Genomic DNA, 20,663 nt, shown 5'->3' with positions numbered 1-20,663 from the left:
CGGCGGACGGCTGCACGCCGCGGGCGGCGGCGCACGCGGTGGCCGCCGGCCGGCTGCCGGTGATGGCCGAGCGGTTCGGCTGGTACCGCTGACCGGTGCCGCCGGCCCGTGCCCGTACGCCCGGCCTCCCCCCGCGCCCGGCATTGGTTAGGGTGACCGCGTGGCAAGAGTGCGGTTGGGAGTGGCCGAGCGGCGCGAGGAGTTGCTGCGTGCCGCCGTCGAACAGATCGAGGTGCGCGGTGTCGCGGCCGTGCGCATCGCCGATGTGGCGTCCGTGCTCGGGGTGAGCAACGCACTCGTGCTGTATCACTTCTCCACCAAGGAGAAGCTGGTGGCGGCCGCCTTCGCACACGCCGCCGAGAGCGATCTCGCCCATCTGCGCCGGCTGTTGAGCCGTCGCACGACCGCCGTGCGCAGACTGCGCGCGGCCGTCCGCTGGTACGCGCCGACGGGTCAGGCCAAGGGCTGGCGGCTGTGGATCGAGGGCTGGGCGGCCTCCCTCCGCGACCCGGCGCTGCGCAATGTGGCCGGAGATCTCGACCAGCAGTGGAAGGCCGAGCTGGCCGAGGTCATCGAGGAGGGCGCGGCGGCGGGCGAGTTCCACTGCGACGACCCGATGTCCGTGGCGTGGCGGCTGACCGCCCTGCTGGACGGACTGGCCGTGCAGATGACCTCGTACAACGGTCCGCTGTCCCGGGCCACGATGCTGGAGTGGACCGAGCAGGCGCTCGCCAGTGAACTGGGCATCGACCACGAGACCCTGACGGCCTGACCGTCCACTCCCGCCCCGGCCCTGATCAGGTGGCGTGGTGCGCGGCCAGGAACTCCGGCAACGTCTCCTCGGTGAGCGGGTAGTAGTCGGACAGCCGGGCCCCCTCGTCGAGGCGCCGCCGCGCGAACTCCTCCCGGTCCTGGTGCCGCAGCGCGTCCTCGGCCAACGGCACCGCGCTCTGCTGCGGTACCACGACGGCCCCGTCCTCGTCGGCCACGATCAGGTCACCGGGGGCCACCAGGACGCCGCCGACACCCACGGGGACGTTGAACGCGGACGGAAAGAGCTCGGTCTGCGAGGCGTAGTGCGGGGTGACCCCCGTGCACCAGATGGGGACGCCGAGCGCGCGCACCCGGGCGGCGTCCCGGATGCGTCCGTCCACGACGATGCCCGCTCCGCCCTTCAGCTTGAAGTAACGCACCAGCATGTCGCCCAGGCAGCCGGTGTAGTGGCTGCCCTGGGCCGACACGACGAGAACGTCGCCGGGGCGGATCGATTCGAGCACCTTCCACAGTGCCGTCTCCCGCTCGGCGTCCTCCTGCTCCGCGCCGTTGAAGACGTCCTCGCGCCGCGGCAGGAACTGGAGGGTGACGGCACCTCCGGTGATCTGCACGTCGGGCTCGCGGTGCAGCGGCACCGGGCCGTCGATGAAGGTCCGGGTGATACCCATCTGGTGCAGCTTCGCGCAGGCCGTGGCCGCGCCGACCCCGCCGAGGGCCTCGACCATGCGTGCGGTGGGCCGTACATACCGCGCGGTGTGGACCGGTGCCCGCATGGACGCGTATGTCCGGGCCTCCTCCGTCGACGGTGCTCCGTGATCCCCGGTCGGATTCATACTCTTGCCTCCGTACACAGCGCCAGTGACATCATCGCCTATCGATGGTAGATAACAGTTAATCGATTAGTGCTGTCAATGTGTCACGGGAGCCCTTTCATGGCCGCCACGTCAGCCGACTGGTTCGAAGCCGACCGCTTCGGACTCTTTGTCCACTTCGGTCTCTACAGCCTCGCGGCACGTCACGAGTGGGTGCGCAGCCGTGAGTTGATGAGCCAGGAGCAGTACGACCGCTATCTGGAACGCTTCGACCCGGACCTCTTCGACGCACGGAAGCTCGCCCGCGCCGCCAAGGAGGCGGGCATGCGGTACGCGGTGCTCACCGCCAAACACCATGACGGATTCTGCCTCTTCGGGTCGGAGTTGACCGACTACACCTCGGTACGGGCGAACGGACGCGATCTGGTGCGGGAGTTCGTGACGGCGATGCGGGAGGAGGGGCTGCGCGTGGGGCTGTACTACTCCCTGCTGGACTGGCACCACCCCGGCTTCAGCATCGACGAGCACCATCCGCTGCGCGGCACCGAGGCCGCGGGCCGGCCGGCGGACATGCATGCCTATCGCGCGTATCTCCACGGGCAGGTGCGGGAGTTGCTGACCGGATACGGACAGATCGACCTGCTGTTCTTCGACTTCACGTACCCCTCGAAGACCGCCGAGGACTGGGGCGCGCGGGAGCTGATGAGCACGGTGCGCGCGTTGCAGCCGGGCATTCTGGTCAACGACCGGCTCGGGATACCCGGCGACTACGTGACCCCGGAGCAGTACCAGCCCGAGCGGCCGTTGGAGCGGAACGGCGTGCCGGTGCGGTGGGAGGCGTGCCACACGCTGAACGGTTCGTGGGGCTACGACCGCGACAACCACGACTACAAGGACCCGGCGCTGCTGGTGCGGATGCTGGTGCAGTCGGTGGCCTGCGGCGGAAACCTCCTCCTCAACGTCGGTCCCACCGGCCGGGGCGCCCTCGACCCGCGCGCCCGGGAGACCCTGGCGGCGATCGGCTCCTGGACGGGACCGCACGCGCGCTCCGTACACGGCGCGGGCCCGAGCGGTCTCACCGCGCCGGCGAACGCCCTGTACACCCGGCGTGGCCGTCACCTGTATCTGCATCTGCTCGCCTGGCCCCTCAAGCACGTCCATCTGCCGGGACTGGCGGGCCGGGTCCGGTACGCGCAGTTCCTGCACGACGGTTCCGAGATCGGTTTCCACGAGGTGGACGGCACCGGGCACGAGCACACCAACATGACCCCGCCCGGCGAGCCGGCGGGCACCCTGACGCTGACCCTGCCGACGGCCCGGCCCGACGTCCTGCTCCCGGTGATCGAGCTGGAACTGGAGGAGGACCCCGACGCCTCCGAGACGGGCGAGGTGTAGGCACGTGACGACAGGGACCCTGGGGGCGTCGTTCGGACCGGCGCTCGGCCCCGGGCTGACACGGCTGCTGAGCGATCCGGCGGGCCGGATCGGCGTACCGGACGTGACCCACCGGAAGGTGTGGGACGCGGTGCCGCGCCGCGTCCGCGAGCGGCTGGCCGCCGATGCGCGGGACGAGCTGGCGCGCCCGGAGCCGCGACTGACGGCGGGGGCCTGGGCGCGGGCGGCACGCGACGGGGACCGGGGCGCCTACGAGGACCGTGCCTGGGAGCTTCAGGAGCGGGTCTCCCGGCTGGTCCTGGCAGCCGTGCTGAGCGGCGAGGCGGCCGACGCGACCGCCGCCGGCGAGGTGTGCCCGCACCTGGACGCGGCGGTGGACGGCCTCGTGCGGTTCGCGGAGGCGAGCACCTGGTGCTGGGCCCCGCACGACCGGTTCACAGCGGCGCGCGGCGAGGTGGTGCCCGATGCGGACGAACCCTACCTGGATCTGGGGGCCGCCGAGGTGGCGGCGCTGTTCGCCTGGGCCGACCACGCGCTGGGGCCGCATCTGGACCGCCGGGCACCCGGGCTCCGGCGGCGGCTGAGGCGGGAGGTGGACCGGCGCGTCCTCACCCCCTTCGAAGAGGTGCGGGACTGGCGGTGGATCGGTGCCGACGGGAACGCCAACAACTGGAACCCGTGGATCCACAGTGCAGTGCTGGCGTGCGCCCTGCTGCTGTGCGAGGACGAGGCACGGCGGGCCCGGCTGGTGCGCCTCGTGGTCGCGGGGCTCGACCACTACATGGCCGCTCTCCCGGACGACGGGGGTGTGGACGAGGGCATCGCCTACTGGTGGGCGGGAGCCTGCCGGGTCCTGGAGGTCCTCGATCTCCTCGCCGGGGTGGGCGGTCCCGCCCTCGACGCCCGCGGGCTCCCCCTGCTGGGCGAGTTGCTGCGCTATCCGCAGCGGATGCATCTGGGAGGGAGCTGGTACGTGAATGTGGGCGACGCGCCGCCCCGCCTGTCCGGTGACCGGCCCTGGCACGTGCCGTACCGGTGGGGTGAGCGCCTGGGCCTTGCGGAGACCTCGGCGCACGCGGTGGCGGGGGCGCGGCAGGAGGGCGATCCCGCGCCGCCCCGCGCGGGTCTGGGCCGTGCGCTGACGGCGCTCGCCGACCCGCGCTGGTGCGGCGCGGTGACCGCCGGGGCCGCTCGGGACGAGAGCGCCCCGTGGCTGGCCGGGCAGGTGTGGCTGCCGCGCCTTGAGATTCTGGTGGCGCGTCAGGAAACTGCTTCTGCGCGGGGGTTGACCGTGGCCGTGAAGGCGGGCCACAACGGCGAGCACCACAATCACCTCGACGTCGGTACGTACTGGGTGGCTGCCGACGGCAGGCCCTTGGTCGTGGACGCGGGCCGGCCTCGGTACACGGGCCAGACCTTCGGGCCCGAACGCTATGCGGCGTGGCCCTTCCAGAGCGCCTGGCACAACGTCCCCGAACCGGGTGACACCCAGTCCCCCGGCCGGGAGTTCACCGCCCGCGAGGTGACCGCGAGCGGCGACGGCGGGCGGAGCGGCCTGAGCGCGGAGCTGAGCGGCGCCTATCCGGACGGGCCGTTGAGCGGCTGGAGGCGGTCGGTCTCCCTGGTCCGCGCCACCGGGGAGGCTCCCGCGTACATCGACGTCCGTGACGCCTGGCGGGGACGGGTCCCGTATGTGCGGCTCCGCCACTTGTTGTCCGGCCGGGTCGAGTTGGCGGACGGCCTGGCACGGGTGACGGCCGAGGGCGCGGGGGTCGTCATGCGGTGGGACTCGTCCCTCTGCGACGCCTCGGCCGAACGCCTGGAGCTCGAAGACCCGCTGCTCAGGGACAGCTGGGGAGCTTTCCTGACACGCCTCACGCTGACGGTCCGGGACCCGGGCAGCGCCGGTGAGGTCACCGTGCGCTGGGAGTCGGCCGTGTGAACAACACGTTGCGGCAGCACTCTTGAACATTGAGGGATGCCGGTCATAGCATCAGCAATCGATAGACGATTAACGAATCGCAACGGCATCCGCTTCCCGCATCACCGGGATCACCGGCTGCCAGGCGCTCGCCGGCGCCCGTAGGCCCTCCTGCTCGGCGCGACGCCCGCCACCCCCACCCCCACGGTGCACCCCTTCCGGCCCGCACCCACCGACCCGCAGCAGCTATCGATTATTCACGACAACGCAACGGAGCGTGTCCGATGAAAGCAGTCTGGCGCCGTGTCTGCGCCTTCGCCGCCGCTCCCCTGGTGATGGCTTCGGCCGTCGCCTGCGGCGGCGACACCGCCGACGAGGGCGCGGGTGGCACCACCACCCTCCGCGTCATCGTGAACATCACGCCGAACCTGACGGAGAAGTACTGGCACGACCTCTTCGCCCGGTACGAGCGCACCCATCCCGAGGTGAAGGTCGATCTCGAGCTGACCGGCACCATCTCGGCGAACGCGAAACTGACCCAGGACCTGGCGGCCGGTGATCCCCCGGACGTCGCCCAGCAGATCATCCCCACCGCGGAGACCGAATCCCTCTTCGCCGACCTGTCGGAGCAGCCGTGGACGGCCAAGACGCCGCTGGCCGAGGAGTACGCCCTCGACGGCAAGCGGTACGTGGTGGGCGTCGGTGAGCAGATCCAGTCGCTGGTCTTCTACAACAAGAAGGCCTTCTCCGAGGCCGGGCTCGACGCGACCGGGATCCGGACCATGGACCAGTTCACGGCTGCGATGGGCACGTTGAAGAAGGCCGGGTACGACCCGTTGCAGACGGCCGGACAGTGGGTGACCGGCAGCCAGTTCTCCATGATGGCCGACGCCGGTGTGCTCACCGCCGAGCCGAAGTGGACCGCCCAGCGCATCGCGGGCGAGAACTCCTTCGCGGACAGCGGTTACGTCGCCTACTTCGACCAGTACAAGAAGTGGATCGACGCCGGGTACCTGAAGAAGAGCGCCCTCGGTCTCAACTACGCCGACGGGCAGACGGCCTTCCTCAAGGGAACGTCCGCCATGTACATCATGGGTTCGTACTTCGTGCCCGCAGCGGACCTCGCCAAGAAGAGCGACGAGATCGGTGTGTTCAGCATGCCGACCGACGGCGCCTATCCGTCGGGGCAGTTCGGCAACATCTCGAACCCGTACGTCGTAGTCAACAAGTCGCGCCACAAGGCGGCGGCGACGGACCTGGTCAAGTGGGCGGTGACCGACCCGGAGGCGATCAAGAGCCAGCTCGCCGCCGACGGCAACCTGCGCGCCGGGTTCAGCTACCCGATGTCGAGCCTCGGCACTTCCGTGCAGAAGATCCTCGACAAGGCCCCTTCGGTGATCGTGAAGTCCGGCGCGAACCAGCCCCTCGCCGGATTCAGTGACGAACTGAACAAGCAGGTCCAGTCCCTGTACACGGGCACCTCCCCCGAGGACGCCGCCGACGGATTGGACAAGTGGTGGAACTCGCAGCGCTGAAACAGCCGGGGCGGACCACCGGTGCCGCGCCCCCGCCCGCTCCCCCCTCCCAGGCGGGCCGGCGCCGGGCCCGCCTGCGCGCGGGGGCGGTCTCGCTCGGTCTGATGGGGCCGGCCGTCCTGCTGTACACCGTGCTCACGGTCGTACCGGTAGGAGTAGCGGTCTACCTCAGCCTCACCGACTGGGACGGCTTCTCCTCGGTCTCGTTCATCGGGCTGGAGAACTACCGGCACCTCTTCGACGATCCCAGCTCCTCGCAGTCCTGGTACGTGACGGCGGTCATCGCCGTGACCGGCACCGTGTTCATGGTCGGTCTCGGTCTGGTCTACGCCCTGATCCTCAAGGGCCGTTCCCGGACCAACTCCTTCTTCCGGGCGGTGGGTTACTTCCCGCACGTGATCAGCGCGCTGGTGCTCGGCTATCTGTGGGCGGCCATCCTCGGCACCAACGGCGCCATCAACAACACGCTGGCCAAGTTCGACATCGAGCCGGTCGGCTTCCTGTTCGACGAGAAGATGGCGCTGATCTCCCTGATCGCGGTCATCGTGTGGGCCGGCTTCGGATTCAACGTGGTGCTGTTCGTCGCGGCCTTGCAGACGGTGCCGGCCGAGCTCCTCGAGGCCGCGGCCATCGACGGGGCGACGAAGCGGCAGACGAACCTGCGGATCGTCGTCCCCATGATCGCTCCCGTGGTGACCGTGGCGACCATCCTGAACCTGGTGGGCCTGATCCGTGCCTACGACATCATCGTCAGTCTCACCGGCGGCGGCCCGGCCGGCTCCACACAGACGTTCACGTACCTCATTCTCGCCCGGTCCTTCGAGGGCACGAAGGTCGGTTACGCGACGTCCCAGGCGGTCTTTCTCATGATCGTGTCCGCCGTGCTCGCCCTCGTCGTGACGGCGTTGCGCAACCGCCAAGATCAAGCTGCGACAGGTTAGGAGCCAGTGGTGGTCGTAATGGAGGCAAAGCCCCGCGAGGCCAGGACACGGCCGCCGGCGGCCCCCGACGGGCTGCCGGGCCGCACCGGACAGGGTGAGAGCCGTTCGCCCCTGCGCTGGATCATGCTCGGCGGTCTGCTCGTCGTCATGGTGATACCCGTGTACCTGCTCCTCGTGAACGCGTTCAAGTCGCAGCAGGACATCCTGGACAACCCCTTCGGCGTTCCGTTGAGCAGGCTGACGCTCACGCACCTCTCCGCCGCGGTGACCAGTCCGCAGTTCAACGTCATCGGCGGATACGGCTTCACGCTGTTCCTCGTCGTCATGGTGGACGTGCTGTGCATCGTGCTCGCGGGCCCCGCCGCGTACGCGATCGCCCGCAGTCTGAAGCGGCGCACGCAACTGGTGATGCTGTATTTCCTGGCGGGGACGTTCATCCCGGGCGCCGCCGTGATCATCCCCGTGATCTACGTCCTGCGGGAGATCGGCCTGGCGAACACGGTGACCGGCCTCGTGGCGCACGACGTAGCCTCGACGCTGCCCGTCAGCATCTTCCTGTTCGTCGGCTTCATCCGCACCATCCCCGTGGACATCGACCACGCGGCGACGATCGACGGCGCGGGCAGGTACCGCACGTTCTGGACCATCATCTTCCCGCTCATGCGGCCTGCGGTCGTCACCGTGCTGATCCTCAACTCCATCGGGATCTGGAACGACTTCGTGAGCCCGCAGATCCTGCTCAGCCCGTCGTCCGGGCACTACACGGTGACCACGGCGATCTACGCGGGCATCAGCCAGTACTCGACGGACCTGACGAAGGTGTTCCCCAACCTGCTGCTCGCCATCGCCCCGGTGGTCATCTTCTTCATCTACATGCAGCGCCACATCATCAGCGGCCTCACCGTGGGCGCCGTGAAGGGCTGACCCTGCCCGCCCCCCACTTGAACGACCGAGAAGAGGAGCCTGTCATGCCGAAACCGCCCACTGCGCCGGTGCCGGCGCCGCCTTCCACGCGGGGCGGAGCGCGCGGCTCGCGCCCCGCCGGCCGACCGTGGCAGGTGGCGACCGCGTTCGCGGCCCTGTGCCTGGTCATGACCGGTGCCCATCCGGCCGCGGCCCAGGACGGGCAGACGTACTACGTGGCGACGAACGGCCAGGACACCGCGGCCGGCACCTCGGCCGCCCCGTTCCGCCACATCCAGCGCTGCGCCGAGCTCATGCAGCCGGGCGACACGTGCCTGATCACCTCGGGGACGTACGAGGAGACGGTCGTGCCGGCCCGCTCCGGCACGGCGCAGGCGCCCATCACCTACCGGGCCGCCCCGGGCGCGCAGGTGACGGTGAGCGGTGCCTCGCGGCTGAGCGACTGGGAGCCCGTCACCGCCACGGACGTCACCGCGATCGGACAGAGCGACCCCTACGCACCGGACTCGGACTTCGCCGACGCCGTCGCGGCCGGACACGTCTACGCCACGGACGCGGATCTGGGCGACGACGTGACCACGGTGCAGGTGTTCACCGACAAGGTCATGGACGTCGAGGCCCAGTGGCCCTACCCGGGCACGGACCCCATGGACCCCGTGCTCCAGTACGCGGGCGACGGCAGCGCCGACGCCACGATCGTGGACCCGGCCCAGACCCGCCCGGCGGGCTACTGGACCGGCGCGCGGGCCCTCACCGGATACTGGTACGTCTCCGCCACCGCCGAGGTGACCGGCTCGACGGCCGGCTCAGTGACCCTCGACGCGGCGCCGCCGTGCGTGCACAAGGTGGTGCCGCGCGAGACCCGGTACGCGCTCGCCGGGAAGATCGGCGAACTGGCGCACCCCGGCACGTGGTTCTACGACTCCGCCGCGCACCGCCTGTACGTCTACAGCAACGACGACCCCGGCACCCACACCATCGAGGCGAAGCGCCGCACCCTGGGCTTCGACCTGGCGAACACCAGCCACACCACGGTCGCCGGCGTCGGCCTGTTCGCCACGACGGTCAGGACGGGCGCCACCACGACCGGTGTCACGCTCGACGGCATCAAGGGCACCTACCTGTCGCACTACACGGACATCACCCGGGGTGCGACCGACTGCGGCTCCACCGTGACGCGCGGCGTCGGGGACACCGGCATCATCGTCGACGGCACCGACAACAAGGTCGTCAACAGTGATCTGTCGCTGAGCGCGGGCAACGGCATCGCGCTGCGCGGCCAGAACAACACGGCGACCGACAACGTCATCCACGACGTGGACTACATGGGCACCTACGCGGCGGGCATCGCCGTGCAGGGCAACAGCCAGACGGTGACCCACAACACGATCTCCCGGGTCGGACGCAGCGGGATCAACCTCCAGTGGAACAGCGTCGCCGGCCTCTCCCCGGGCAAGGACGTCATCGCGTACAACGACATCTCGGCCTACGCCCGCCTGAGCCTGGACGTCGCCGCGGTCTACACCTGCTGCGGCGCGGACATGATGGGCACCTCCATCGACCACAACGTGCTGCACGACCCCGCGCCGAAGACGACCTCCTCCACGTTCGGCATCTCCGGTGTCTACGCGGACAACGGCCAGAGCGATCTGGTGATCGCCAACAACGTGGGCTGGGGCAACCGGGAGGGCACGGTGATGCTCAACGGCCTGGGCAGCGGCTCGCACGACAACGGCGTCTACAACAACACGGGCGGCATGACGCTGTTCTACGTGAAGGAGCCCGGCCAGTCGACCGGCACGAAGATCTACAACAACGTGGGGAAGATCGCCGGCATGGACGGCGCCACCGACGGCGGGCTCGTCATGTCGAACAACCTCCCGGCGGAGACCGATCCGCTCTTCGTCGACGCGGCCGGCCATGACTACCGCCTGGCCGCGGGCTCCCCGGCCAGGAACGCGGCGATCGCGCTCCCCGGCATCAACGACGGTTCCACCGACCCGGCCCCGAGCCTGGGCGCCTACCAGTACGGCGCTGCCCGGTGGACGGCGGGCGCGAGGCGCTGACACCGGGCGCGTTGACGCGTCTACCGTCGACGGGTTCACGCGGAACGCCCGGCCGGGTTTCCCCGGCCGGGCGTTCCGCGTGGGTGGCCGCTGTCCGCGGGGTGACCCCGACGCGTCCGCGCCAGGTGCGTCAGTCGCGGGCGGTGGCCTCCTCGCGGGGCTTCTTCGCGGCGCGGGCGTCCGGAACCGGCCCCCGGCCCGCCGCGTGGTCGGCGAACGCGCAGGCCGCCCCCTCGGCGTTCCCGTCACGCAGCAGACCGACCAGGCGGCCGTGCTCGTCGGCCATGGCGGACCAGTCGCCGGCGAACAGCGGGTCGGAAATGGCGCGCAAAGTGCGCAGGCTGGGCTCGATGACCTCCCACATCCGCTCGAGAAACGGATTTCCGGCGGCCTGGCTGACCAGCGTGTGGAACTCGATGTCGGCGTCCCTGAAGGCGCCCATGTCCTTGCCGTCCACGGCTTTGCGCATCCGCTCGACCAGCGCGTCGAGTTCCGCCAGCTGATCCTTCGTGATGTGCTGCGCCGCCAGCTGCGCGGCGAGCCGTTCGAGCGGCTCGCGCACCTGGCGTGCGTATTCCGCGTCCTGTTCCGAGATTTCGACCACGAAGTGCCCCCGGCGCGGCACGTGCATCAGCAGGCCCTCCCGGGCCAGCTGTTTCACGGCCTCCCGGACGGGCGCCTGGCTGACCCCGAGCCGCCGCGCGATCTCGGACTCGACCACACGGTCGCCGGGGGCGAGGTCGCCGTCGACGACGGCCTGCCGCAGCAGCTCGTACACCTGGTCGGAGATCAGGGCCTTGCGGAACCGGTCCTTGTTGGTGGCCAGTGTCGAGACAAATCCCGCCGACGCGTTCGCTGCCATGAATTCCCATTCCTGCGTAGGGGGAGGTCAGTTGGGACACTGTACGCGCTCATCGCCTATCGATGGAATACGCGCGCCTTTCCCCACTGCTTCCCCAGCCATTCCAGTTTGACGACTTCATGGGCGGGGCCGCCGCCCTCATGATCATTGAACGGGTACGCCCGTATCTCTTTGTCGGCCTGATCCACATTCCGCAGCGCACCGTAATGGTTGAACGCGGCGTACACGGTGGAGGGCGGGCAGATATGGTCCATGAGCCCCACGGAGAACAGCGTAGGGGCGTCCGCCCGTCGCGCGAGGCTCACCGCATCGAAATAGGCCAGAGTACGGCCGACGGTCGCCGCGTGCTCGCGGTGCGACTTCACGAACCGGGCGACCTCGACGTACGGCGGCATGTCGGTGATCGTCGTGGCGCGCCCGAAGTGGCACAGGAACGGCACGTCGGGCATGGCGGCGACCAGGCCGGGGACGAGTCCCGCCGCCGCGAGCGCGATGCCGCCGCCCTGGCTGGTGCCGGTGACCACGACGCGGTCGGGGTCGACCTCCGGGTGGCTGCGGGCCGCCGCGACGGCCCGTACGGCGTCGGTGTACAGACGCCGGTAGAAGTAGCGGCGCGGATCGAGCACACCCCGGGTGAGGAAGCCCGGTGCGGCGATGTCCCCGGACGCCGCGTCCGGGTCGGGCGTCTCGGCGCCCTGGCCGCGCGTGTCCATGATGAAGTGCGCGTACCCGGCGTCCGCCCACAGCCGCTTCTCGTGCGGGGCACCCCGGCCGCTGTTGTAGCCGAGGTACTCCACGACGGCGGGCAGCGGCCCGGTACGGGTCACCGGCAGTTGCAGCCAGCCGCGGACGGGGTGTCCGCCGTACCCGGCGAAGGTGACGTCGAACGTCTCGATGGTGGCCAGACCGTTGTGCACGGGGGTCCACGTGACGGCGAGGTCGTACGGGTCCTGCTCGGCGAGTGTCTCCTCCCAGAACGCGTCGAAGTCCGCGGGTTCGGGAAGGTCGGGGCGGTACTTCTCCAGCTCGTCGAGGGGCAGGTCGAAGAGAGCCATGTCGAAAACTCCGCGTCGGTCGGGCCGGCGGGCCGGCTGCGGGCCACTCTGATCGCCTATCGATCATCGAGAGAATCGAATCAGGGTGCCGTAAAGGCTGTCAACCGCGCAGCCGGTACACACGCCGTGCGGTGTCCTGCACGAGGTGACGGGTCTGGGCGGGGGTCAGACGGCCGAGGCCCGTGCGTGACGCGGCAAGCGAGTCGGCGCGGGTGCCGCGCGTCAGACAGATGGGCCAGTCGGATGCCAGCAGGCAGCGTTCCGGACCGATGGTGTCGACCACATGCCCGACCAGACGGGCCAGTTGATGACCGGGAACCCCGTGCTGCTGGGTGAGCAGGCCGGAGATCTTCACCACGACGTTGCCGGCTTCCGCGGCTCGTTCGAGATCGGCGCACCACTCCCGCGGTTCACCGGTGGCGAGTCGCGGCGGGTTTCCCAAGTGGTCCACGACCACGTTCAGGTCGGGGTGCCGTTCGGCCACCTCGGCGGCTGTGCGCAACGCCCGCTGATGAAGGTTGAGTTCGAGGGCGAGGCCGGTCTCGGCCAGCACCGGGACCAGATTTCGGGCGGACTCGGGGGTGGCCGCCCAGTCCCGGCCGCCGATGCGCATGGCGTTGGGCCGGGTGTCGCCGCATTCGTCCAGGAGGGCACGGAGCGCACCGGGCCCGGAGCCGCCGTGGACATGGAGGTTGCCCACGTAGCCGGCGATCAGATCGGGTCGTCTGATGCGCAGTTGACGCAGGGCGTGCGTCTCTCCGGCATCGCCGCGGGACGCCTCCACGAGGATCGCACCGGTCAGGCCGAGTCCTGCCCCGGACTCCTCCAGATCGCCTTCGGTGTAGGCGCGGTGCAGGGGCGTTCCGGGGCGGATCCACGGGAACCCCTGGGCCGGGTCCCACACATGGACGTGGCAGTCGATCACGATCGTCCTCCTCGCATCGGCGGTGTCCGGCGTCTTGACACCTCGGCCGCGTGCCGGTGAGTCTAGCCATCGGCTATCGATGGGCGATTATCTGATCCCGATGGTCCTGAAGTCGTTTCGAGGGCGGGAGTCATGGATGCGCGGGGTCGACAGATCGAGCGGATTGCCGTCGGCGCACGGGCCGGTGCTGCACGCGGTCCGGCCGGTGGCCGAGGTTCCCCGGTGGGCACTGCTCGAAAGGGAGTTGTTCGCCGCGCTGGACAAGGCGTGGCGGCTGTTCTCCGACCGCTACACCGAGAGTGACGGGCGGCTCGTCTTCCGGGACCGGCTCGGGGTCGGGCTCGACGGCCGGGACGGGGTCGACGACTTCTACGAGCCGTTCTTCAACTGGCCGACCCTGTATCTCCTCGGCGGCAGCGCCGACCTGCTGCCGGCGGCACGCCGTCACTGGCGCGGAGTGACGGCTCAGCTCACCGAGATGGGCATGCTGGTCGACGGATACGAGCGCGGCTACGACTGGTTCCACCAGGGCGAGGGGATGCTGCTCTTCTACGGCCTGTGCCTGGCCGACCCGGGTGATCCCGAACTGCGCTCGCTGGCCACGCGGTTCGCCGACCTGTACCTCCCGGACGGACCGAACTTCGACCCCGCCCATCGCATCGTGCGCGCCCCGCACAACGGCGCCGCCGGCCCGCGCTGGGGCTTCGCGGACGAGGACGCGTACTTCCCCTGGAGCCTGGCGCTCCGTCCGTACGGCCTGCCGCTGGACGGCATCGAGGGCGTCACGCACTTCGACGACTTGGCCTCCGACCCGGAACGGGCGCGCGCGTACGGCCGGGCGATGTGGGAGCGGATGGGGCGCGGCGACACTCTGGTGAACCTGGCCGCCACCGGGCTGGCCGCCAACGCGTCACTGCTCACCGGGGACAGCCGCTATGCCGACTGGGTCGCCGCGTACACCGGCGCCTGGCAGGAGAGGCTGACCGGGCGTGACGTGCTGCCGGACAACGTGGCCCTCGACGGAACCGTCGGCGGCCATCTGGAGGGACGCTGGTACGGCGGGCACTATGGCTGGTCCTGGCCGCACGGCCTGTCCTCGGTTGCCTCCGGTGCGCTCGTCGGCGCCACCAACGCGGCGTTCCTGACCGGTGAACGCGGCTATCTGGACCTGGCCCGCAACCCGCTGGACGCGGTACTCCGGCAGGCCGAGCAGCGCCGGCCGGAGGAGCGGGGGACACTGGGTGAGCGCTGGGAGCCGCATCTACGGGCCATGACCGCCGAGCGGACCCTGATGGTGCCGCAGCGGCACAACGACTCCGGCTGGTTCGACTACACCGTCATGCCCACCCAGCTCCCCATGGCTCTCTGGCACTTCAGCCGCGAGGAGTCCGACCGGGAACGTCTGGAGCTGCTGCGGGCAGGGGCCGGCTGGGACTGGTCGGCCGTGCACACGCAGCGCATCAAGGACGAGGCGGGACACGAGGAGCCGTGGTACGAATTCCTCCAGGGCCGGAATCCGGGCTTCCCCGAGCAGATGCTGCTCTCCGCCCTGGAGTCCAGCGCGGAGCGGGTCGCGGCGATCGAGAACGATCCGCTGGACCCGGCCATCGGCCCCGACGCGCTGGGCATCCACCACTGGCAGCACCTCAACCCGGTGGTCACCGAGGCCCTGCTCCAGCTGACGACCGGCTCACCGCAGATCCTCTACAACGGCGGCCTCACACACCTGCACCTGCGCTACCACGACGCTGTGGAGCGTCGCCCGGGGCTGCCGTCGGACACCGCCGCCCTGGTCACGGACATCCGGCCCGGGAACACGGTGGTCGAACTGGTGAACTCGGGCGCGTCGGCGCGGTCGGTGCTGGTGCAGGCCGGCGCGTTCGCCGAGCACCTGATCAGAACTGCGGCCGTGGACGAGGCGGCCCCGGTTCCGGTCGACGGGCCGTACTGCCGCGTCCGACTCCCGGCCGCGACCCGCGTCCGGCTGACCCTGACGATGTCCCTGCGCGGCGCCCGTGCGGCCTGCGCGTCCCCCTGGGAGACGGTGTGAGTGACACGGACAGCGTGACCGGAACGTTCTTCACGGGAGAGCGGGCGGCGACCCGGCTGCCCTTCGGGCTGCCCCGGCTCGGTATCGGCACCGCACCGCTCGGCGGCCTGTTCACTGAAGTGAGCGAGGACGAGGCGGCACGGACGCTGCGCGCGGCCGGCGACGCCGGGATCCGCTACTTCGACACCGCGCCCCGCTACGGACACGGCCTCGCGGAGGCACGGCTCGGCCGGCTCCTCGGACCCGCCGGGGTGAGCGAGCCGCTGATCTCGACGAAGACCGGATGGCTCCTGCGGCCCCGGCCCGACGGGTCCCCGGGCGAGGTCGTCCCCGACTGGTCGGAGCGCGGCATCCGTGCCTCCGTGGAGTCGAGCCTGGCCCGGCTCGGCCGCTCCCACATCGACATCCTCTATCTGCACGACCCGGACGACTTCCCCGACGAGGTGCGTCGCACCGCGTATCCGGCGGTACGACGGCTGCGCGAGGAGGGGCTGGTGCGGGCCATTGGCTTCGGCATGAACCACAGCGCCCCGATGGCCGCCCATGTCGCGGAGTTCGAGACCGACGTGGTGCTGATCGCGGGCCGGTTCACCCTCCTCGACCACGAGGCGCTGGACGCGCTCCTGCCGCTGTGCGCGAGGACCGGCACCGCGGTGGTCGTGGGCGGAGTCTTCAACACGGGGCTGCTCGCCGACCCCTCCCCCAGTGCCATGTTCAACTACCGGCCGGTGCCCGGTCGGGCCCTCGCGCGGGCGCGCCGCTGCCACGAGCTGTGTGCCGCCCACGGTGTGCCGCTGACGGCGGCCGCCGTGCAGTTCCCGGCCCTCCACCCGGCGGTCACCTCGGTGGTCCTCGGCTGCCGCTCCGCCGCCGAGGTCACGGCCAACGCGGCCGCGGCGCGCTTCCCCGTACCCGGCGAGCTGTGGCGGAGTCTGGCCGACGAGGGCTTCGTCCCGCGCGAGCTGGTCCCGTAGCGTCCGGCGCACCGCGCCGAGCGGCGGATCCGGTGCGAGCGGGCCGCCGGGCGCGGTCAGGTCTGCTGAATGGGCTCGTACACGTCGGACTGGAGCCCGAAGGTCCAGGCGACGCCCTCCCTGGCCGTCCTGGTCCTGGGCGGCACCCGGAGCCAGTACGTGCGGTGGGTGCCGTCCGGCTCGGGCGTCGAGTTGACCACCTCGACCATGACGACGTCCTCGTCACCGGCCAGCGCGATCCGCCAGAGGATGCCCGTCTCGTCGCGGTGGACCGGTTCGGCGCCCGACTCGGTGAGGTAGCGGTCGTAACCGTAGTACTCCAGCATCACGCGGCGCAGTTCCGCGTTCTCCTCGGTCCGGATGCGCTCCGGGGTCAGCGCGGCCAGCCCGTCCAGGAACTCCGAGGGCACGGGCATGCCGCGCCAGGCGTACAGGGCGAAGCCGTCCGGGTAGGAGAGCGCCGGTCCGTCGCCCCGGTCGAGGCGGCCCGCCTCGTCGCGGTGCAGGGCCTCCGGACGCTCGCAGATCACCACGACCCGTTCGTAGGGCCACCACCAGCCCGCGTTCCGCGCCACCGCCGCCAGTCCGTCGAGCCGGTCGCCCCGGCCGTCGAACGCGGCGAGCCACGCCGCGTCGTGCTGCCCGAGGACCGCGTCGAGCAGGACAAGACGCACCCGCGACCCGGCCTCCGCGTCCTCACCGGCGAGGTCGGCGACCACCCCGGCCCGTATCCGCTCGGCGAGGGCCGCCGTGCTCTCCCAGAGCTGGGCACCGGTGGCCGACCACAGAGCGGACCAGCCGGCCGGGCCCAACGCGTCGTACACCCGGCGACGTTCGTCCGCCCACGGGCGGGTGCGCACCTCATCGCGCACGGAGCGTCCCGGGCCGGTCAGCTTTCCGACGGCCGCCACGGCCTCCCTGGGCGAGCGGGCCCAGACGAACTCCTCCGGCTCGGCGAGCCCCGCGACGCGGTAGGCGAGCCGCACCCCGTCCTCGGCGGCCGCCCGGTCCGCCGCGCCCGTCGCCGCCGCCACGGCCCGCCAAGAGTCCACGTACTGCATCGGTTTCCCCGTCCCCTGCTTCCGCTGTTCCGCTGTTCCGCTGTTCCGCTGTTCCGCTGTTCCGCTGTTCCGCTGTTCCGCTGTGATTCTGCGATCCCGCAACCGTGCGGTCCCGCTGCCGTGCCCGTCCCGCCGCCGCTCAGTCGGCGACGATGCGGACCGCCCCCGGCGCGTACTCCCGCTGGCGCACCACGCGGAACCAGCCCTGGGGCAGCGGGATCGTCGCGTGCTCCTCGTGGACCACGCGCCCGCCCTCGGGAAGGTGGAGCAGCATCGGGCCGAAGACCCCGCCCTCCCGGATCAGCCGGCCGGGCCCCGGAACGGCGTGCGCGTGTCCGGTCACCTCGCCGAGCGCGAGCACCAGCCGGCCCCGCGCGTCGCGCAGTTCGCCCGCCGCCTCCAGGAGGTGCGCGGGCACCGCCGACTCCTCCAGTGGCACGATCAGTACATCGCCCTGCCGGTACACGGACCTCTCCCCTCCGTAGCGGCACCCGGTGTGCCGGCCACGACGAAAAAGCTACGGCGGGGGTCTGACAATCGGCCGTCGAGCCGCCCGGGCGGGGGCGGTCGCCGCGTTGTCAGTGGTCCTTGATAGACCTTGCGGACATCAATCCGCCGCCGTCATCAGGAGCTCAGGGCATGTCCGTGGACCACCTGCACGAGTTGCTCGGCCTTCCGGCCGTCGATTTCCAGTCCGGCACGGCCGGCGGCCCCCGGCCCGCCGCCGACGCCGCCGCCTGGCGGGTGTCGATCGACGCCTACGAGGACGAGGGCACCTGGGAGGAGGAGTTCGACGCCTTCCTGGCGGAGGTCGATCCGGCGGGCGTGCGGGCCCTGATCATCGGACAGTGGGGCGAGTCGTACGAGGAGAAGTCCTCGTATCCGATCGGTCTCGTCATCGCGGCCGCGGACCGGCTGACATCGCTGGAGGCGGTGTTCGTCGGGGATCTGACGATGGAGGAGGCGGAGATCTCCTGGATCGAGCAGAGCGATGTCACGGCGCTGCTCGACGCCTTCCCCGCGCTGGTGGAGCTGGGTGTGCGCGGCGGCTCCGAGCTGGTGTTCCCGGCCGCGAAGCACGAGCGGCTCCGGTCGCTGACCATCGAGACGGGCGGGCTGCCGCGCGAGGTGGTGCGCGGTGTCCTGGAGAGCGAACTGCCCGCGCTGGAGCGGCTGGACCTGTGGCTCGGTGTCTCGGCCTACGGCGGTGACGCGAACGTGTCGGACCTGGCCCCGCTGCTCGCCGGGACGCGCTTCCCCGCCCTGCACCACCTCGGCCTGCGCAACAGCGAGATCCAGAACGAGATCGCGGCGGCCGTCGCCTCGGCCCCGCTGGTGGCCCGGCTGCGCACCCTGGACCTGTCCTGCGGCACGCTCGGCGACGAGGGGGCGGCCGCGCTGCTGGAGGGTCAGCCGCTGACCCATCTCGAGGCGCTGGACCTGCACCACCACTTCCTCACCGAGGCGATGGAGCAGCGCGTCACGGAGGCGCTGGCGCCGCACGGGGTGCGGGTGGACCTCTCGGAGCGCTGCGAGCCGTGGGACAACCGGGGCCCGGCGGGCCGGTACGTGACGGTGTCGGAGTGACGGCGCGATGATCGACATCGATCACCCCTGCTCCTTCCATCACCTGCCCGTGTTCACCCTGCCGGAGCCGGGCGACGACCGACCGCTGCCGGCGGCGGACGCCACGGCCTGGCGGCTGGACTGCGGCTGGGAGGAGCAGGAGTTCACCGCTCTCTGGCGGCACTTCCTGGAGAGGGTCGACCCGGCACAGGTCCGTGCCCTGGTCATCGGCCCCTGGTGGCACGGGGACTACAGCTCCCTGGCTCCCGTGGTGGAGTTGATCACCTCGGACGCGGCCCGTTTCCCGGCGCTGCGCGCCCTGTTCCTCGCCGATGTCGTGGGCGAGGAGTGCGAGGTGTCGTGGCTCCGGATGTGCGACATCACGCCGGTGCTCCAGGCGTTCCCGCTCCTGGAGGAGCTGGTGGTCCGAGGTGGTGGCAGCGGGCTCGACGAGGAGACGCTGGAACTGCGCCCCGTGCGGCACGAGGCTCTGAAGGCCCTGCGCTTCGAGTCCGGCGGTCTGCCCGGTCATGTGGTGCGGGCGGTCGGCGCCTGTGAACTGCCCGCGCTGGAGCGGCTGGAGCTGTGGCTCGGCTCCCAGTGGTACGCGGGCGACGCCACGGTGGCGGACCTGGCCCCGCTGCTGTCCGGAGGCGGCCTTCCCCGGCTGCGCCACCTCGGGATCCAGAACAGCGAGATCCAGGACGAGATCGCCGCGGCCGTCGCCTCCGCCCCGGTCGTCGCGCAGCTGGACTTCCTGGCGCTGTCGATGGGCACGCTCGGCGACACGGGGGGCCTGGCCCTCCTCGAAGGGCAGCCGCTCACCCATCTGGACGGCCTGGACCTGCACCACCACTACTTCAGCGACGAGGTGATGGAGCGCTTCAAGGAGCTGTCCGAGCGCCACGACGTCCACGTCGACCTCTCCGAGGCGGACCACTGGGACCCCGAGGACGACGAGCCCCGCTATGTCGCGGTCAGCGAGTAGCGGCCCGCCGCGCCTCGCGGTCGTCGGCAACCCGGGCAGCCGCCGCGTCTCCCTCTTCCAGGACGCGGTGACCTCCGCCGGCCTGCCCGAGGCGCGTACGGTGCCCTGGCTGGACGTGCTGCGGGGCGGGGCGCGCTTCCTGCCCGGGGAGACCGTGCGCATCGAGTCGCCGGGCGAGGACGCCGAGGTGGACCGGCTGCTGCGCGCGGCCGACGACCCGACCCGGGTGGAGGGTTCGGCCCTCTGGTACGCGCGGTTCACCGCCGCCGTACGCGAGGTGGCGCGCGCCGCCCGGGAGGCCGGCGCCCTCCTGCTCGACGGCCCGGCGGACATCGCGGCGCTCTTCGACAAGCGGCTGTGCCACGGGGTGCTGGACGCGGCCGGGGTGCCCGTCCCCGCCTCTCCGACCTCGGGGCCGGCCGGGGCCCCCGTGTGCGGCTGGGACGACGTACGGGACCTGATGGCCGCCCACCGCATGCCCCGGGTGTTCGTGAAGCCCGCGCACGGCTCGTCCGCCTCCGGGGTGCTCGCCGTGGAGACGGCCGGCGGGGGCCGGGTCCGGGCGGCCACCTCCGTCGAGCGGGACCCGGCCGGCCGGCTCTACAACTCGCTGCGGGTGCGCCGGTGCACGACGGAGCGCGAGGTCGCGGCGGTGATCGACGCGCTGGCGCCCGACGGGCTGCACATCGAGCGCTGGCTGCCCAAGGCCACCCAGCGCGGCCGGGCCGCCGATCTGCGGGTCGTCGTGGTCGCCGGCCGGGCCACCCACGCCGTGGTGCGCACCAGCGCTTCACCGATGACCAATCTGCACCTG

General features: G+C 71.2%; 18 protein-coding genes. 12 read left to right on the top strand and 6 right to left on the bottom strand.

Translation table 11 applies throughout. The annotated features are described in order from the left end of the window. Positions 1-181 precede the first annotated feature (181 nt). Positions 182-772 (top strand): TetR/AcrR family transcriptional regulator, encoded by a 591-nt coding sequence (locus tag G3I41_RS19775; protein WP_164401644.1) that lies wholly within the window; start codon positions 182-184, stop codon positions 770-772. A 25-nt stretch (positions 773-797) separates the two neighbouring features. Here the strand turns inward: G3I41_RS19775 and G3I41_RS19770 are convergent, their stop codons facing one another. Further along, entirely contained in the window at positions 798-1,547 is a 750-nt protein-coding gene (locus G3I41_RS19770) for a ribonuclease activity regulator RraA (protein ID WP_239081726.1), read from the bottom strand. Between the two features lie 159 nt (positions 1,548-1,706). Here G3I41_RS19770 and G3I41_RS19765 point away from each other — a divergent pair, with 159 nt between their 5' ends. The 6 genes from G3I41_RS19765 (at position 1,707) to G3I41_RS19740 (ending at position 10,368) form a co-directional block, all read left to right on the top strand. After that, positions 1,707-2,981, top strand: a complete 1,275-nt coding sequence (locus G3I41_RS19765) for an alpha-L-fucosidase (RefSeq protein WP_164401630.1) — start codon at positions 1,707-1,709, stop codon at positions 2,979-2,981. Between the two features lie 4 nt (positions 2,982-2,985). Further along, positions 2,986-4,923 (top strand): heparinase II/III family protein, encoded by a 1,938-nt coding sequence (locus G3I41_RS19760; protein WP_343242183.1) that lies wholly within the window; start codon positions 2,986-2,988, stop codon positions 4,921-4,923. A 263-nt stretch (positions 4,924-5,186) separates the two neighbouring features. After that, positions 5,187-6,437, top strand: coding sequence for an extracellular solute-binding protein (locus tag G3I41_RS19755; RefSeq protein WP_164401628.1), 1,251 nt, complete (start codon positions 5,187-5,189; stop codon positions 6,435-6,437). Then, a complete protein-coding gene (locus G3I41_RS19750) occupies positions 6,416-7,378 on the top strand; it encodes a sugar ABC transporter permease (protein ID WP_343242182.1) in 963 nt (320 codons plus the stop codon). The genes G3I41_RS19755 and G3I41_RS19750 overlap by 22 nt, the downstream gene beginning before the upstream one ends. A gap of 18 nt (positions 7,379-7,396) precedes the next feature. After that, a complete protein-coding gene (locus tag G3I41_RS19745; RefSeq protein WP_239081725.1) occupies positions 7,397-8,302 on the top strand; it encodes a carbohydrate ABC transporter permease in 906 nt (301 codons plus the stop codon). A gap of 44 nt (positions 8,303-8,346) precedes the next feature. Further along, positions 8,347-10,368 (top strand): right-handed parallel beta-helix repeat-containing protein, encoded by a 2,022-nt coding sequence (locus G3I41_RS19740; protein WP_239081724.1) that lies wholly within the window; start codon positions 8,347-8,349, stop codon positions 10,366-10,368. A gap of 130 nt (positions 10,369-10,498) precedes the next feature. On the opposite strand, the gene G3I41_RS19735 is transcribed toward G3I41_RS19740, so the two are convergent. From G3I41_RS19735 to G3I41_RS19725, 3 genes are all read right to left on the bottom strand, one after another. Then, a complete protein-coding gene (locus G3I41_RS19735; protein ID WP_164401627.1) occupies positions 10,499-11,230 on the bottom strand; it encodes a GntR family transcriptional regulator in 732 nt (243 codons plus the stop codon). Positions 11,231-11,286: 56 nt separating this feature from the next. After that, positions 11,287-12,285, bottom strand: coding sequence for an acetylxylan esterase (locus tag G3I41_RS19730; protein WP_164401625.1), 999 nt, complete (start codon positions 12,283-12,285; stop codon positions 11,287-11,289). A gap of 100 nt (positions 12,286-12,385) precedes the next feature. After that, entirely contained in the window at positions 12,386-13,210 is an 825-nt protein-coding gene (locus G3I41_RS19725) for an amidohydrolase family protein (RefSeq protein ID WP_164401623.1), read from the bottom strand. A gap of 205 nt (positions 13,211-13,415) precedes the next feature. Between G3I41_RS19725 and G3I41_RS19720 the strand changes: the two genes are divergently transcribed. Together G3I41_RS19720 and G3I41_RS19715 are read left to right on the top strand one after the other, a co-directional pair. Beyond that, entirely contained in the window at positions 13,416-15,260 is a 1,845-nt protein-coding gene (locus tag G3I41_RS19720; RefSeq protein ID WP_343242181.1) for a hypothetical protein, read from the top strand. Further along, positions 15,257-16,234, top strand: a complete 978-nt coding sequence (locus tag G3I41_RS19715) for an aldo/keto reductase (protein ID WP_343242180.1) — start codon at positions 15,257-15,259, stop codon at positions 16,232-16,234. The genes G3I41_RS19720 and G3I41_RS19715 overlap by 4 nt, the downstream gene beginning before the upstream one ends. Positions 16,235-16,290: 56 nt before the next feature. On the opposite strand, the gene G3I41_RS19710 is transcribed toward G3I41_RS19715, so the two are convergent. Both G3I41_RS19710 and G3I41_RS19705 read right to left on the bottom strand, forming a co-directional pair. Then, positions 16,291-17,295: a DUF6745 domain-containing protein gene (locus G3I41_RS19710; protein ID WP_164401620.1), complete on the bottom strand. Its 1,005-nt coding sequence runs from the start codon at positions 17,293-17,295 to the stop codon at positions 16,291-16,293. A gap of 139 nt (positions 17,296-17,434) precedes the next feature. Next, positions 17,435-17,761 carry a hypothetical protein gene (locus tag G3I41_RS19705; protein ID WP_018100127.1) on the bottom strand — a complete coding sequence of 109 codons (327 nt, stop codon included), beginning with the start codon at positions 17,759-17,761 and terminating at the stop codon, positions 17,435-17,437. A gap of 173 nt (positions 17,762-17,934) precedes the next feature. Between G3I41_RS19705 and G3I41_RS19700 the strand changes: the two genes are divergently transcribed. From G3I41_RS19700 to G3I41_RS19690, 3 genes are all read left to right on the top strand, one after another. Then, positions 17,935-18,882: an STM4015 family protein gene (locus G3I41_RS19700; RefSeq protein ID WP_164401619.1), complete on the top strand. Its 948-nt coding sequence runs from the start codon at positions 17,935-17,937 to the stop codon at positions 18,880-18,882. A gap of 7 nt (positions 18,883-18,889) precedes the next feature. Beyond that, entirely contained in the window at positions 18,890-19,849 is a 960-nt protein-coding gene (locus G3I41_RS19695) for an STM4015 family protein (RefSeq protein ID WP_164401618.1), read from the top strand. Then, positions 19,830-20,663: STM4014 family protein (locus G3I41_RS19690; protein WP_164401617.1), on the top strand; the 834-nt coding region annotated here is incomplete at its 3' end. The genes G3I41_RS19695 and G3I41_RS19690, both read left to right, overlap by 20 nt.

Origin of the sequence: Streptomyces sp. SID9727, assembly GCF_010550605.1 — a bacterium.
GTDB lineage: Bacteria > Actinomycetota > Actinomycetes > Streptomycetales > Streptomycetaceae > Streptomyces.
Note: the sequence above shows the minus strand (reverse complement) of the source record. Positions and strands in the feature narration are given on the sequence as shown.

Coding starts and splice junctions, on each gene's coding strand:
- G3I41_RS19770 (WP_239081726.1), bottom strand. CDS start 1,547: ATGCGGGCACCGGTCCACACCGCGCGGTATGTACGGCCCACCGCACGC.
- G3I41_RS19765 (WP_164401630.1), top strand. CDS start 1,707: ATGGCCGCCACGTCAGCCGACTGGTTCGAAGCCGACCGCTTCGGACTC.
- G3I41_RS19755 (WP_164401628.1), top strand. CDS start 5,187: ATGAAAGCAGTCTGGCGCCGTGTCTGCGCCTTCGCCGCCGCTCCCCTG.
- G3I41_RS19745 (WP_239081725.1), top strand. CDS start 7,397: ATGGAGGCAAAGCCCCGCGAGGCCAGGACACGGCCGCCGGCGGCCCCC.
- G3I41_RS19740 (WP_239081724.1), top strand. CDS start 8,347: ATGCCGAAACCGCCCACTGCGCCGGTGCCGGCGCCGCCTTCCACGCGG.
- G3I41_RS19735 (WP_164401627.1), bottom strand. CDS start 11,230: ATGGCAGCGAACGCGTCGGCGGGATTTGTCTCGACACTGGCCACCAAC.
- G3I41_RS19730 (WP_164401625.1), bottom strand. CDS start 12,285: ATGGCTCTCTTCGACCTGCCCCTCGACGAGCTGGAGAAGTACCGCCCC.
- G3I41_RS19710 (WP_164401620.1), bottom strand. CDS start 17,295: ATGCAGTACGTGGACTCTTGGCGGGCCGTGGCGGCGGCGACGGGCGCG.
- G3I41_RS19700 (WP_164401619.1), top strand. CDS start 17,935: ATGTCCGTGGACCACCTGCACGAGTTGCTCGGCCTTCCGGCCGTCGAT.
- G3I41_RS19695 (WP_164401618.1), top strand. CDS start 18,890: ATGATCGACATCGATCACCCCTGCTCCTTCCATCACCTGCCCGTGTTC.